The organism is Corallococcus aberystwythensis (genome assembly GCF_003612165.1).
In the GTDB taxonomy this organism is placed as follows: Bacteria; Myxococcota; Myxococcia; order Myxococcales; family Myxococcaceae; genus Corallococcus; species Corallococcus aberystwythensis.
This window is the reverse complement of sequence record NZ_RAWK01000264.1, coordinates 1-13,625: the sequence shown is the minus strand read 5'-3', so window position 1 is coordinate 13,625 and position 13,625 is coordinate 1. Positions and strand designations below refer to the sequence as shown.

The window sequence follows — 13,625 nt, the reverse complement described above, 5'->3', positions numbered from 1 at the left end:
GGCAGGCGGGCATGCGGGCCCGGGCGGGAATCCCTGGCGTGCGGTGCCTAGCTTGGAGGGCATGATCGAACCTCCCGCTCCGCCTCGCATCGTGTTCCGGGCCCTGGGTCCTGGCCTCTTCGGCGCCGCCGCGCTCACGCTGGTGCATGAGAGCGCCCGGCGCGTGTTGAAGCACCCGCCGCGCATGGACGTGCTGGGCATGCGCTCCCTGGAGAAGGGCATCCGCTTCTTCGGCGGCGTTCCCGCGAAGGGCCGCCAGTTGCACCGCCAGACGTTGGTGGGCGACATCGTGTCCAACGGTCTCTTCTTCTCGCTCGTGGCCCTGGGACGTCCGAAGCGTCCCTACCTGCGCGGCGCGATGCTGGGCCTGCTCGCGGGCGTGGGCGCGGTGGTGCTGCCCCCGAAGCTGGGGCTGGGCCGGGCGCCGTCCCAGGCCCGTCCGTCCACGGCACTGCTCACCGTGGCCTGGTACACGTTGGGAGGCCTGGCCGCGGCCCGCGCCACGCGGAAGCTGGTGACTCGCCGTCAGCCGGCGCTGCCCCTGGGCCGGCCCCTGCACTGACGCATGAAGCGCAGCGCCAGGGTTGGCGAGTGAAACTCCCGGTCCGGGCGCACTTGCCGGGGGCGGAAGGACGACCCCAGCCTGAGAGTCCATGGCCACCGACTTCACCCGCCTGCCCCTGCGCGGCGTCCAGGATGCGTTGCATGTCGTCGTTGAATCGCCCCGCGGTTCGACGGTGAAGCTCAAATATGACTCGAAGCTCCAGGCCTTCACGCTGTCCCGGCCGCTGACGCGCGGCTTCCGTTACCCGTTCGACTGGGGCTTCATCCCCAGCACGAAGGGCCCGGACGGAGACCCGCTGGACGCGCTGGTGTACTGGGACGTGCCCACCTGGCCCGGCGTGGTGCTGCCCTGCCGGCCGCTGGGCGTGCTCCAGGTGGACCAGAAGAAGAAGGACGCGAAGGACGGCGAGCGCGAACGCAATGACCGCCTGCTGCTGGTGCCGGTGAACGCCACCCGCTCCGACGACCTCAATTCCTATCAGGACCTGTCCCAGCGCGAGCGCGAGGAGTTGGAGCACTTCTTCCTCGCGGTGGTGCACTTCGCGGACAAGGACGCGCGCATCCTCGGATGGGGCGGCCCGGACGCCGCGGAGCGCATGGTCCAGCAGTACGCCCTCAAGGAGGACTGATCCGCCATGCCACCTCCCACTCCCATCCGGGGCCTGGGCCCCGACACCGCGCTGGGCGACGCCGCCCGCCGCATCCTCGCCGGCCGGCTCGCGGACGTGCGCCACCCGGAGAGCCAGCTGGACGGAGAGCTGGGCGAGGACGGCGTGCACGACATGCGCGTGGCCACCCGCCGCCTGCGCGCCGCGCTCCAGGTATTCCAGGGCACCGGCAAGCTCACCCGGCTGGAGGCGGACGTGAAGCGCCTCCAGGACGCGCTGGGCGACGTGCGGGACCTGCACGTCCAGGACAAGTGGCTGGACACCGCCGCGAAGGACATGAAGGACGTGGGCAAGGCCCTGACTGACCTGCGCGAGTCCCACCTGTCCGGCCTGAAGGACAAGGAGAAGGCGCTGCGCAAGGAACTGGAGCGCTGGACGGACCGCACCGTGCCGCGCCTCCTGAAGAAGCTGGACGCGCTGGAGGACACGCACCGCTTCGCGGGCAAGCGCGTGCGAAGCCACCTGCGCCAGCGCCTGCGCCGCGTGGAGAAGCGCCTGGAGCGCTACGCGGACGCGCCCGACGCCACGTCTGCGCACGCCCTGCGCAAGGACCTCAAGAAGCTGCGTTATGAATTGGAGATCTTCCAGCCCGCCTTCCGCCGCACCGTGGGCGCGCTGCTGGAGGTGCTGGTGCCGCTCCAGGACGGACTGGGAGAGTTGCACGACGCGGACGTGCGCCTGGAGCTGTTCGAGCGCGCCGCCGCGGAGGCCCCGCCCGGTCAGCGCAAGGCCGCGCGCAAGCTCCTGCCCCAGGCCCGCGACGAGCGCGCGGAGCGGTCCGCCGAAATCGCCCGCGAGGTGCAGCGCTGGCACGCGGAGGCCATCCCCAAGCGGCTGCGCAAGGCGTTGACCTGACGGACAGTCACTCCAGTCAGGTGGGCCCCTGCTGATACGTTCCTCGTTGCGTCACTGAACGAGGGGGACGTCCTGCATCCGAAATCCATCCGGCTCCTGGCCCATGTGGCCGGGGGCCTCCTGTGTGTCATTGCCTCCCGACAGCCCGCGGACGCCTCCGAGCCGCCCCGCATCACCACCCTCACCCAGACACCCCAGCAGCTGGAGCCGGGCGGCGTCTCCCGGCTGGGCATCCAGGCGGAGGACCCGCAGGGAGGCCCGCTCACGTTCTCCTGGAGCGCCACCACCGGCAGCCTGGGCAGGCCCCTGGGCAACGCCAGCACGAGCCGCGTGAGCTGGACGGCGCCCCTGTGCCTGGCCTCCGGAAGCACGCCGTCAGTCCAGGCCACGGTGACCAACGGCCTGGGGCTGTCCTCGACGGCAGCGCTCGACTTCAGCATCCCGCAGGACCTGGGGAAGAACCGCCAGCCCGCGTTCAGCGCGGCGGGCTTCGAGCAGTTCGAGAACGTGACGCTCGTGGACGGACGCATCAGCGTGCCCGAGCCCGCGCGCCCGTCCTCGGACTTCATCGTCTTCCCGGAGGACCAGCAGCTGAGCGTGATGTTCGTGAACAAGGAGTCCCTCGCGAGCCATTCCGTGGGGTACCTCTACGTCGATGACCTCCGTCAAAGGGGCTACGTGGACGCCGTGGGGGAGCTGACGGACTTCAACCAGAACGGCATCGCGGACCTGCACGAGGACCTCTACAACCTGGCCCCGCCCTCCGGCGCCCAGGCGCGCCCCTACATCGGCCGGTCCCGGCGCTGTAGCCGGGCCTTCGCCTCGCAGGGCATGCTCTTCACCCAGCCCGAGCTGGCGCTCGACGCGAACTGCGCGGACACCTTCAGCCCCGGTGTGTTCCTGCCGGATGCCCGCCCGGGCCCCCACCTCTCACAGTCCACGGACATCATCGGGCGTGACGCCCCCGCGTCCGTCTCCCCTTCCAACACCGGCTTTTCAGACGGAGGCCTCTTCGCGCGCATCCCCAACCTGCTGGAGCCGGCCACGCCCGAGAATGATGACAAGGGCCTGGGGCACCTCGTGTTCCTGCTGACCGACGACGACTGGAACCGGACCACCTACCGGGGCCTGGGCACCGTCCCGGACGCCGAGGACGTCTGGGATGGCATCCCCGACTACGACGTCTCCGCCTATGACGCGCGGGGCGTACGGCGGAGCACCAATCCGGACCCGGGCATCACGCCAGCGGACCGGCGCGTGGACCTGGGGCACATCCAGGGCGGCCGGGAGGTGGTCTTCTTCCTCGTCGTCAACATGGAGGCGGTCCACGACCCGGACAACAGCGTGGTCTATCCGTGTCTGCGCAAGCAGGGATACCGGTGCGTCCTGCACCTGAAGTCCCCCCTCTCCGTGTTCTTCTCCAAGACGCGCTGGAACCTGGATCAGGACTCCCAGGGCGAGCGTCAGGCCACGGTCCGCGCCACGGGCTGCGCGTACGACGAGGCGTGCTATCCCCTCACGGGCCAGCCCCGGGGGTGCTTCCTGCCGTCCCAAGGGAGGAGGCTGTGTGGCTGGCTCCCCGAGGATGCCCTGGAGCGCCTCCAGGAAGCCGACTACGGCAACACCCACTTCCCCCTCGGTCAGGTCGACGTCATCGCAGAGCCGGCGGGCCCCATGCCGCACGTCCTGTCCCATCCCTCGCTCGTCACGCCGGGCCGGTGGATCCTTGGCTTCGAGGACCTCAACGGCGGCGGCGACCGGGACTACAACGACGTCGTCCTCCAGCTGGTGAGCCCGGTCCCCACGGGGGTGGTGCGCTCGCCGTCGCTGGTCTCCCAGCCCTCCAGCCCCGAGGAGACGGGCTGCACCGTGTCCCGGATACGCTTGCGCAAGAGCGACGGCGGGGCGGTGTGCGACGCCGCGCCCATCCAGTACGCGGTGGCCACCGACTGCCGCGTGTGCTGGGGCGGAGTCTGTATGCCCAACCCTACCCCCACCTGGCACCCGCTCACCCTGCGCGCCGGCGACGCCGAGGCCGTCATCGACGTCTCCGGCACCCCGGGCACCCAGCCCTGCTGGAAGGCGGTCCTCGCGCCCGCGAATGGCCGCTGCCTCAACAACATCCTCAGCGTGGACGTGGGCTACGAGTACGCGCCGCTCAATCCCTGACGCACTCCGACAGAACCATCATCCATGTAAATCATGATAGAGCTCCCGGGACCCATTCCCTCCAGGGAGCCTGTCCTTGCACCTGAAATCCTCCCGTCTCCTGGCCCTCGTGGCCGGGAGCGCGTTGTCTGTCATTCCCTCGCCGCGTCCGGCCCAGGCGGCCGACACCTGCGCGCCCGGGGACCTGTACGCGGACGTGCAGCCCGCGTTCACCGCCGCGGGGTTCGACCAGCTCCAGCAGCTGACGCTCACCCCGCAGCGGACGCTGCGGTCGGTCAACCCGTTCTGGACGCCCACGTCGGTGGACTCCATCGTGTTCCCGAGCGACCAGAACGTCGTCATCAGCTACGTGTACGAAAGCTCCGCCGCGAGCCACGCGCTGGGCTACCTGTACATGAGTGACCTGCGGGCCCGCGGCTACGTCAACGCCCAGGGCGACCTGGTGGATGCCAATGGCAACGGCATCGCGGACCTGCACGAGGACCTCTACAACCTGGCCCCGCCCTCCGGTGTCCAGGCCCGCCCGTACATCGGCGTGAGCCCCCGCTGCGCCAACACCTTCTCTTCCCGCGGCTTCACCTACCGCCAGCCGGACCTGGCGCTCAACGCGGCGTGCGCTCCGGCCTTCGTCACCCACTACGACATGACGGACGCCCGTCCCGGCCGGACCTCCTCCGCCTACAACATCATCGTCGACGTCATCGGGAGCAACCCGACGACGACGACCAGCACCGGCTACTCGGACAACGGCCTCCATCCGCGCATCCCCAACCTGCTGGAGCCCGCCCACGCCTCCAATGGCAACCTGGGGCTGGGCCACCTGGCCTTCCTCCTGACCGACGACGACAGCGACACGAGCACCCACCTGGGACTGGGCGCCGTCTCGGACGCGGTGGCCCTCTACGACGGCATCCCCGACTACGACGTCTCCGCCCATGACGGCCATGGCCGTCCGCGGACCTCCAATCCGGATCCCGGCATCACGGCCTACGACCGCACGGTGGACCTGGGCGTCATCCCGGGCGGACAGGAGGTGGTCTTCTTCCTCGTCTCGGCCTACACGCCGAGCCACAACGTGGACAACGACCAGGTCTATCCCTGCCTGCGCAGGGACGCCGCCCTCCAGTGCATGTTGCACCTGCGGACGCCCATCAACGTGTTCTTCTCCAAGGCGAAGTGGAACCTGGATCAGGACTTCCGGGGCCAGACCCCTGTCACGTCCCGGGCCATGGGCTGCCAGTACAACGACGCCTGCAACATCGACAATCCGGCTTCGTCCGCGTACGCCTGCCGCCTGGCGGACAACCCCACCCAGAAGCTGTGCGGGTGGCTGGACTACGACGCCCTGGGCCGCCTGGGAACGGTGCCCTACGGCAGCACGTCCCTGCCCATGGCGGCCACCACCGCCGTCGCGCCGGGCAACCTCGTCATGCCCCACGCCCTGCTGGGCAACGTGGGCCCCACGTCCGACCGGTGGCTCCTGGCCTTCGAGGACCTCCCGGGAGGAGGCGACCGGGACTACAACGACGCCGTCTTCATGCTGCGCAACTGGGCGGCCACGCCCGGCCTCGCGCGCTCCGCCGTGCTGAGCCCGGACGCCCCCGGCTGCGCCATCAAGCAGGTGTACCTCCACAAGGACGACGCCCAGGCCCCCACCTGCGCCCCTCCGGGCGCCATCACCTACTCGGTGGCCACGGACTGCCGCACGTGCCTCGCGGGCACCTGCATCCCCAATCCCACGCCCACCTGGCATCCGGTGACGTTCGACTGGAACCGCGACGCCGTCCTCAACGTGTCCGGCACTCCCGGTCACCAGCTCTGCTGGAAGGCGGACCTGGCCCCCGGAGGCGGTCAGTGCCAGGCCAGCGTCAACAACGTGGACATCGGCTACGAGGCCGGTCCCCGCAATCCCTGACGCACCTGGGTACACTCATCCTTCCAGGCCGTTCTGGTAGACCCTCGGGGCCGTCTCCGTCCCGAGGAGTCTGTCCTTGCCCCTGAATCGCTTCCCGCTCCTGGCCCTGGTGGCCGGGAGCGCCGTGTGTGTCATTGCCTCGCCGCGCTCCGCCCAGGCGGCGGGCACCCCCAAGGCGGTCTACCTTCCGCCCCAGCTCACCAGCGCGACGCAGTCCACGTCAGCGCTGTGCGACTTCGACTACAGCCAGTCCCTGGACACCGACCACCAGCCGGACTTCACGCCCTGGGGCTTTGACGAGCTCACCAACCTGGTGCTCACGAACGAGGGGTGGCTGAGCTTGAACCTCCACCTGGGGCAGCTCTCCAGCGAGCGCATCGTGTTCCCCAACGAGCAGCACCTGTCCGTCACCTTCGTCCACGAGTCCTCGGGCGCCAGCCACTCGCTCGGATACCTGTACTACGACGACCTCGTGGCGCGCGGCTACGTGGACACCCGTGGCACGCCGGGGGACTCGTCGGATGACGCGCTGGTGGACGCCAATGGCAACGGCGTCGCGGACCTGCACGAGGACCTCTACAACCTGGCGCCCCCCACCGGCTTCCAGGCCCGGCCGTACGTTGGGACGGGCCGCCGTTGCGCGTCCCGGACCTTCACGTCGCAGGGCCTGTCCTTCACCATGCCGGACCTGGCGCTCAACGCGAACTGCACCGCCGCCTTCTCACGGCAGAGCCTCCCGGACGCCCGGCCCGGCACGCACCCGTTCACCACCGTGGACGTCGTCGGCAGCTCGCCCTTCGAGGGCAGCCCCGTCAACGCCACCGGCTACTCGGACCAGGGCCTCTATTCGCGCATCCCCAACCTGCTGGAGCCCGCCCATGCCTCCAACAACCTCCTGGGCCTGGGGCACCTGCTGTTCCTCCTGGCGGACGACGACGCCGGCCAGACGACCTTCAACCAGCTGGGCACCGTCCCGGACACCGACTTCTTCGAGGACGGCATCCCCGACTACGACGTCTCCCGCTACGACGCCCACGGCCTCTTGCGCCCCGTCAACCCGGATCCCGGCATCACGCCCCAGGACCGCACCGTGGACCTGGGCACCCTTCCGGCGGGCAAGGAGCTCGTCTTCTTCCTGGTGACCCAGTCCGAGTCCATCCACGACGTGGACGACCGCCAGGTCTACCCGTGTCTACGCAAGGCGATGAACGGCCAGTGCCTGCTGCACCTGCGGACGCCCATCAACGTCTTCTTCTCCAAGGCGAAGTGGAACCTGGACCAGGATCCCGTGGGCCGCATCCCCGTGGCCCAGCGGAACACCGGCTGCGCCTACACCGAGCAGTGCAACGCGGACCAGCCCCAGACCCAGGCGACGGCCTGCACCCTGGCCAACTCCTCGCTGCGGCTGTGCGGGTGGCTGGACGCGGAAACTCTCTTGCGTCTGCGGCACCCGGATTACGGCGGCTTCTTACTGCCCATGGCCGCCGCCAGCGTCGCCCCGTCGGACAACGGCAACATGCCGCACCTGTTGCTGAACGCGCCCCCCATGACCCACGGCCAGTGGCTGATGGGCTTCGAGGACCTGCCCGGCGGCGCCGACCGCGACTTCAACGACGTCGTCTTCCTGCTGCGCGGTGTGACGGAGGGCCGCGTGCGCTCGCGCGTGCTCAGCCCGGACGACGCGAGCTGCAGGATTGCGCAGGTGTCCTTCCAGAAGTCCGACGACCTGGGCCTGTACTGCGCCCCCCAGACCTCCATCACCTACGCGCTGGCCACCGACTGCAACCTCTGCGACGGCGGCGCCTGCGTCCCCAACCCCACGCCCACCTGGCACCCCCTGTCGCTGCCCGGGGGCACGGCCAGCACCACGGTGGACGTCTCCAGCACGCCGGGCCAGCAGCTCTGCTGGAAGGCCGAGGTGACCCCGAAGGGGGACTTCCTCTGCCAGCCCACCATCCGCTCCGTGGACGTGGGCTACCTCTCCGAGCCCGTCATGCCCTGACCCGAGTGGGTCCTCCTGTGGTGTTGGGTGGCGTTCGCCTGCCGCACCGCTTCCGCGGCGGCGTGGATGATGGCGCCACCCGATGCCGCGACGGCGCCCGTCACCGCCGCGTTCGTCCCTGCCTCCGGCTTCGGCTCACACACGCAGCCGGCGGCGTCCGAGATGACGACCACCGCGGCCAGCCGCATGTCGAGCTGCTCGCAAATCTGCCGGCATTCCGTGGCCCGCTCCTTGGGCAGCGGGAGCCGGGTGGGCCTCGCTGTCGATAGACAGGCCGAAAGCGGGACCACCAGGGACAGCGCCAGGAGCAGGGGAACGCGGGTCGTCTTCATGGGGAGCAGCCTGGCACGCACCGCCAGTGGACACTCGCCCCTCCGGTCCCCTGGTGTGGGAGCCGGGGCGTGCCCACATCCCTGCTGGATGTGATCCGCCCTGTGCCCGGGTCGGAGGGCAGGCAACCCTCCCTTCGGGGCACCCGGAAGAAGTGTCGGAACCCCACCCGGTAAAAACTGCCGGGTTCTGCCCTAAGCATTGTTGCTTCCGCGCGCAAGTCACTGGAATCATTGAGGTTGCCCGCTGGCTGGCATTGGCCCGTGCGTTGCTAAAGGTCTCCCCGTCGCAGCAAACGGCGGTCACACACCCCGCCCTCTTCCCCGAGAGACCCCCATGCAAGCCTCCAGCTCCTTCTCTTCCGCTGACTCGCTCTCCACGTACCTCTCGGAGATCAACCAGTACCCGCTGCTGAACCCGCAGGACGAGCAGGCCCTGTCGCGCGCCTTCCGCGCCGGCGACCTGTCCGCGGGTCACCGCCTGGTGACGAGCAACCTGCGCTTCGTGGTGAAGGTCGCCTACGAGTACCGCTCCTACGGCCTGAAGATGTCCGACCTCATCCAGGAGGCGAACATCGGCCTGATGAAGGCCGTGCAGAAGTTCGACCCGGAGAAGGGCATCCGCCTCATCTCCTACGCGGTGTGGTGGATCCGCGCGTACATCCAGAACTACGTGCTGCGCAACTGGAGCCTGGTGAAGCTGGGCACGACGCAGGCGCAGCGCCGGCTGTTCTTCAGCCTGGCCCGCACGCGCCGCGAGCTGGAGAAGCTGGGCGCCGGCGACGGCCACATCGTCAACGCGGACGAAATCGCCAAGAAGCTGAACGTGAAGCCCGCGGAAGTGCGTGAGATGGAGCAGCGCATGGGCGGCCGGGACCTGTCCCTGGACGCGCCGGTGGGCGAGGACGGCGACGCCACGCACCTGGACTTCGTGGAGTCCGAGTCCGCCTCGCACGCGGACGAGGTCGCGGACCGTCAGCAGGCGGGCCTCACCCGCACGCTGGTGCAGCGCGCGCTGATGCGCCTGGATCCGCGCGAGCGCTTCATCATCGAGCAGCGCGTGATGAGCGACTCGGAGATGACCCTGAGCGAGCTGGGCGAGCACTTCGGCTTCTCCCGCGAGCGCGCCCGCCAGCTGGAGATCCGCGCCAAGGACAAGCTGAAGGCGGAGCTGGCGAACCTGATGGCCGAGGCTGGTCTGGACCAGGCCGAGCTGGCCGCGTAACGCCCGAGGAAGAGCCTTCACGGCTGCGACCATCACACGGCCCCGGACCCTCGCGTTGGGAAGCGCGAAGGCACGGGGCCGTGGCATGTCCGGCGTCTTTCAATCAGCGGGGCACGCCCGGCGAGGACTCGCCGCTCTCCGCCGGGGCGGGCGCGGCCGGCTGCGCGCGGGACGTGGCGTCGATGCGCACCGCCTGCGGCTCGCCGCTGCTGGCGTCCGTGCGGTAGGAGGCGCGGACCTGCGCGCCCTCCTGGATGTCCGCCGCGCTGGCGGCCCGGCCGTCCACCTGCACCTGCGTGCTGGGGCCCACCTTCAGGCGCAGCTGGGGTTCCCCGGCCTGGCTCACCAGCAGTTCCTGGGCGCTGGCGCTCAGCACGTCGCCGGAGATCTGCTGCTCCTGCTGCGCCGGCTGGGCGGCCGGGGCCTGCGAGTTCTGGGCGATGGCGGCCTGCTGCGTGGCGGCGTTCTGGTTCGCGGCCTGCTGCTGCTGGGCGCTCTGCTGCGCGATGCGCTGGTTCGCGGAGGCGCTCTCGTTGGAGGCCTGCTGCTGCTGGGTGGCGAAGTTCTGCTGCGCCTGGCGCTGGGCCTCCAGCGCGCTGGCCTGGGCCTGCTGGGCCACGGACTGGGCCTGCTGGGTGCGCGCCTGGGCCTGCTGCTGGCTGGACTGGGCCTCCTGGGCCTCCTTCTGGGCCTGGGCCTGGGCCTCCTGGAGCTCCTGCTGCTTGCGCTGCACGTCCTCCTGGGCGCGGGCGGCCTCGCGCTGCTCGCTGGAGGCCTGCTTCTGCGCGTCACGCGCGTCATCGAAGGCCTTCTCCGACTGGGCCTGGGCCTGTTCCACCTGCTGTCCCGGCGTGTTCTCCGCCCGGTCCTGGCGGGAGCGGTCCTGGTCCTGGCAGGCGGTGGTGCCCAACGTCAGAGCGGCGAATCCGGCACCCAGCCATGCTGCGCGCGATTTCATGGGGTTCTCCTGTCAAAGGGATGACAGGGCAAAGATGGAGAGGCCTCGTGGAGCGCCAAGCCGGGTGGACGCGGGCGCCCGGCCGTCCGCCCGCCCTGCGGCAGGCATTCACTTTGGGGCTACCGCGCCCGGAGGAATGGCGATAAGGGGCGCCCCCCCATGCGCGCCTGCGGACTCGACTTCGGAACCAGCAATACCGCCCTGGCCCTGCCGGACGGCACCGTGCTGCCGCTGCAGCCCCACACCCCGGAGCCCCGGCTGTTCCGCTCCGTGCTCTTCTTCGCGGAGGAGGAGCGGGAGGTGTTCACGGGAGCGGAGGCCATCCAGCGCTACCTGGAGGACAACAACGGCCGGTTCATCCAGTCCGTGAAGTCCTTCCTGCACAGCTCGTCCTTCCGGGCGACGCAGGTGAAGGGGCGCACGTTCACCATCGAGGACCTGGTGGCCATCCTGCTGCGCCGCGTGCGCGAGGCGGCCGGGGCGCACCTGGGTGAAGCGCCGGACGCGGTGGTGCTGGGCCGGCCCGCGGTCTTCACACCGGATGCGGAGGCGGACGCGCTGGCGGAAAAGCGGCTGCGCAAGGCGGCGGAGCTGGCGGGCTTCACGCACGTGCAGTTCCTGATTGAGCCCATCGCGGCGGCGCTCGCATACGAGGCGCGGCTCCAGAAGGACGAACTGGTGCTGGTGGCGGACTTCGGCGCCGGCACGACGGACCTGACGTTGATGCGGCTGGGCCCGTCTCGGCGAGGGAACCTGGACCGGCGGCCGGACGTGGTGGGGTCCACGGGTGTGCGCATCGGTGGTGACCGCTTCGACGCGGAGATCATGCGGCACAAGCTGTTGCCGCGCTTCGGGGCGGGGTCCACGTACAAGGTGAAGGGCTTCAGCCACAAGCGGCTGCCCATTCCGCAGCACGTGATGGCGAAGCTGCTCAACTGGCATGAGATGTCCTTCATCCGGGAGAAGTCCACGCAGGAGCTGCTGGAGGTGATGCTCGACACGAGCGACCGCCCGGCGGAGATCCAGGCGCTCTACGACCTGGTGATGGACAACCTGGGCTACCGGCTGTTCCGGGCGATTGAAGCGGCGAAGGTGAAGCTGTCCAGCGAGGACGTGGCGACCATCGACTTCGAGGACGCGCGCATCCACCTGCACGAACCGATGACGCGGGCGGAGTTCGAGACAGCGAGCCGCTCGTTGCTGGATGAACTGTCGCAGTGCACGGAAGGGCTGTTGGCGAAGCACCCGGAGGCCAGGGACATTGACGCGGTCTTCCTCACGGGAGGTTCGTCCCAGATTCCGGCGGTGCGGGAGCTGTACGTGAAGCGCTTCGGAGAGGAGCGCGTGCGCACGGCGGACGCCTTCACCTCCGTGGCGGAGGGCCTGGGCCGCGCGTCCGCGTGGCTGACGGGGTGAACCATGGCGGGACAGGCAGCACGGCGACGGTGGCTTCAAGTCGCGGTCGTGCTGTCCCTGTCCATGGCGTGTGTGGGGCCCACGGACCGGACGGTCGTCACGGGCCGGATTCTCCCCAGGCAGATCCGCTTCGTGACCATCACTGAAGCGCCGCCGGGCCGAGCTGGAGGCCGACGTGCCGCCTGCATCCACATCCGTATCCTGCGTGACAATACGGGCGAGGCCCTCATGTGCAGGTTCGGCGTCGAAATGCCGCTGCAGAACTTCGAAGGGCCGGTTTCCACGGCCCTGGCCCAGCGCATCGTCGCGGACCGCATCAATGAGGTTTCGCAGACGGTCTTCGGCGCCGCCACACTGGAATCACCACTCGGGATGATGTGTGAATCGCTCCGTGCAATTTGGTGATTTCATCCTCTGACGCCGGAGCCTGAGCGCCATGTCCCTCAGCACGGAGCAGTTGTTGGCCATCGCCAAGCACTACTGGCCTGCGTCGGTCTCAGACGCGGATCAACCCGGTCCTGAGTTGACCCGCCTCTTCAAACGCTTCGACGAGGCGCTTCAGGACCTTGGCCCGTGGCGCGGATTCCTCGGCCATCTGCGGACGCTGTTTCCAGACTTCTCAATCGGAGATGGCACGGGTCCCACACGGTGCAGCTTCCGCTGCATCGCCTATCCCGCGAAGGACTCCCCCATGCCGCCCATCCCCTGGGCCGTCGTGGGCTGCATGAGCATCCTGGCTCCGGTCTTCACCGTGTACGGCATCACGTTCGACTACGAGGGACGCAAGCGCCGTGCGTTCCAGTTGCACCTGACGCCCCTGCCCGGCCCCATGGAGGAAACAGCGCGCATCGTCGCCAGGGAGCTGGAATCCCGCTTCCACGTCAGCGAGCTGCCCCGCGAAGTGGCCGCGACACCCGTTCCAGTCGTCGTCGAGTGGACCCAGCCGCCCAGGACCACCCTGTTCGACGCACTCTTCGACAGCGACCCGACCAACATCCCGTGAAGCCCCTCAGGGCCCCACGTCCACCGTGCGCGACGTCCAGTCCGTGCCGCCCCGGCCGTCGCGGGCCACCACCCAGAGGGTGATGCGCTCGGGCGTCTTGGGCGTGTTGTAGGTCGTCGTCGGGTCGCCGGGCTTGCCGTCCACCGGCTCCAGCGAACGCAGCGCCACCACTTCGCCCTCGCCTGTCGCGAACCAGCTGTAGAAGACCTGCTCCGTCTTCGTCCCGTCCTCCGTGGAATAGGTCTCCTGGCTGCCCGCCCCCAGCACCGGCGTGAACGTCACCTCCGTGTCCAGCGGCAGCGGCCCCACCAGCGGCGCGTCATTCCACAGCACGTCCTGCATCACCGGGTTCTGGTTGGGCGCGTCCGTCGAGCGCAGCGTGATGCGCCGCACGCCCCGCTCCACGCCCTCCGGCGTCCCGCTGCCGTCCGTGGCCTCGTAGCCCACGAACAGCGGCAGCCCCGCCTGCAACACCTGCTGCACCGCCGGGTCGTTGAAGTCGAACGTGCCCCCGTCCCCAC

At 69.6% G+C, this 13,625-nt stretch carries 12 protein-coding genes and 1 pseudogene; 10 read left to right on the top strand and 3 right to left on the bottom strand.

Translation table 11 applies throughout. The features are described 5' to 3' along the window. The first annotated feature begins 61 nt into the window (after nucleotides 1-61). From D7W81_RS32950 to D7W81_RS32925, 6 genes are all read left to right on the top strand, one after another. A complete protein-coding gene (locus D7W81_RS32950) occupies nucleotides 62-562 on the top strand; it encodes a hypothetical protein (RefSeq protein ID WP_120559372.1) in 501 nt (166 codons plus the stop codon). Between the two features lie 91 nt (nucleotides 563-653). Beyond that, on the top strand, nucleotides 654-1,193 hold the full coding sequence (locus D7W81_RS32945) for an inorganic diphosphatase (protein ID WP_120559371.1): 540 nt from the start codon (nucleotides 654-656) through the stop codon (nucleotides 1,191-1,193). 6 nt (nucleotides 1,194-1,199) lie between these two features. Further along, nucleotides 1,200-2,087 carry a CHAD domain-containing protein gene (locus D7W81_RS32940; RefSeq protein ID WP_120559370.1) on the top strand — a complete coding sequence of 296 codons (888 nt, stop codon included), beginning with the start codon at nucleotides 1,200-1,202 and terminating at the stop codon, nucleotides 2,085-2,087. 105 nt (nucleotides 2,088-2,192) lie between these two features. Further along, nucleotides 2,193-4,256: a DUF4114 domain-containing protein gene (locus D7W81_RS32935; RefSeq protein WP_120559369.1), complete on the top strand. Its 2,064-nt coding sequence runs from the start codon at nucleotides 2,193-2,195 to the stop codon at nucleotides 4,254-4,256. Between the two features lie 76 nt (nucleotides 4,257-4,332). Continuing rightward, nucleotides 4,333-6,171 carry a DUF4114 domain-containing protein gene (locus D7W81_RS32930; RefSeq protein WP_120559368.1) on the top strand — a complete coding sequence of 613 codons (1,839 nt, stop codon included), beginning with the start codon at nucleotides 4,333-4,335 and terminating at the stop codon, nucleotides 6,169-6,171. Nucleotides 6,172-6,247: 76 nt separating this feature from the next. Beyond that, nucleotides 6,248-8,173: a DUF4114 domain-containing protein gene (locus D7W81_RS32925; RefSeq protein ID WP_120559367.1), complete on the top strand. Its 1,926-nt coding sequence runs from the start codon at nucleotides 6,248-6,250 to the stop codon at nucleotides 8,171-8,173. On the opposite strand, the gene D7W81_RS32920 is transcribed toward D7W81_RS32925, so the two are convergent. Continuing rightward, a complete protein-coding gene (locus tag D7W81_RS32920; RefSeq protein WP_147445705.1) occupies nucleotides 8,146-8,505 on the bottom strand; it encodes a hypothetical protein in 360 nt (119 codons plus the stop codon). The genes D7W81_RS32925 and D7W81_RS32920 overlap by 28 nt on opposite strands. 334 nt (nucleotides 8,506-8,839) lie before the next feature. Between D7W81_RS32920 and D7W81_RS32915 the strand changes: the two genes are divergently transcribed. Then, nucleotides 8,840-9,727: an RNA polymerase factor sigma-32 gene (locus D7W81_RS32915; RefSeq protein WP_120559365.1), complete on the top strand. Its 888-nt coding sequence runs from the start codon at nucleotides 8,840-8,842 to the stop codon at nucleotides 9,725-9,727. Nucleotides 9,728-9,830: 103 nt separating this feature from the next. On the opposite strand, the gene D7W81_RS44245 is transcribed toward D7W81_RS32915, so the two are convergent. Continuing rightward, nucleotides 9,831-10,685 carry a hypothetical protein gene (locus D7W81_RS44245; protein ID WP_120559364.1) on the bottom strand — a complete coding sequence of 285 codons (855 nt, stop codon included), beginning with the start codon at nucleotides 10,683-10,685 and terminating at the stop codon, nucleotides 9,831-9,833. 159 nt (nucleotides 10,686-10,844) lie between these two features. Here D7W81_RS44245 and D7W81_RS32905 point away from each other — a divergent pair, with 159 nt between their 5' ends. From D7W81_RS32905 to D7W81_RS32895, 3 genes are read left to right on the top strand one after another with little or no spacing between them, the layout of a single operon-like run. After that, a complete protein-coding gene (locus D7W81_RS32905; RefSeq protein WP_120559363.1) occupies nucleotides 10,845-12,101 on the top strand; it encodes an Hsp70 family protein in 1,257 nt (418 codons plus the stop codon). A 48-nt stretch (nucleotides 12,102-12,149) separates the two neighbouring features. Beyond that, nucleotides 12,150-12,506: a hypothetical protein gene (locus D7W81_RS32900; protein WP_208721560.1), complete on the top strand. Its 357-nt coding sequence runs from the start codon at nucleotides 12,150-12,152 to the stop codon at nucleotides 12,504-12,506. Between the two features lie 31 nt (nucleotides 12,507-12,537). Then, nucleotides 12,538-13,104 carry a hypothetical protein gene (locus D7W81_RS32895; protein ID WP_120559362.1) on the top strand — a complete coding sequence of 189 codons (567 nt, stop codon included), beginning with the start codon at nucleotides 12,538-12,540 and terminating at the stop codon, nucleotides 13,102-13,104. Between the two features lie 6 nt (nucleotides 13,105-13,110). On the opposite strand, the pseudogene D7W81_RS32890 reads toward D7W81_RS32895, so the two are convergent. After that, nucleotides 13,111-13,625, bottom strand: a pseudogene (locus D7W81_RS32890) (hypothetical protein); the annotation flags it as partial.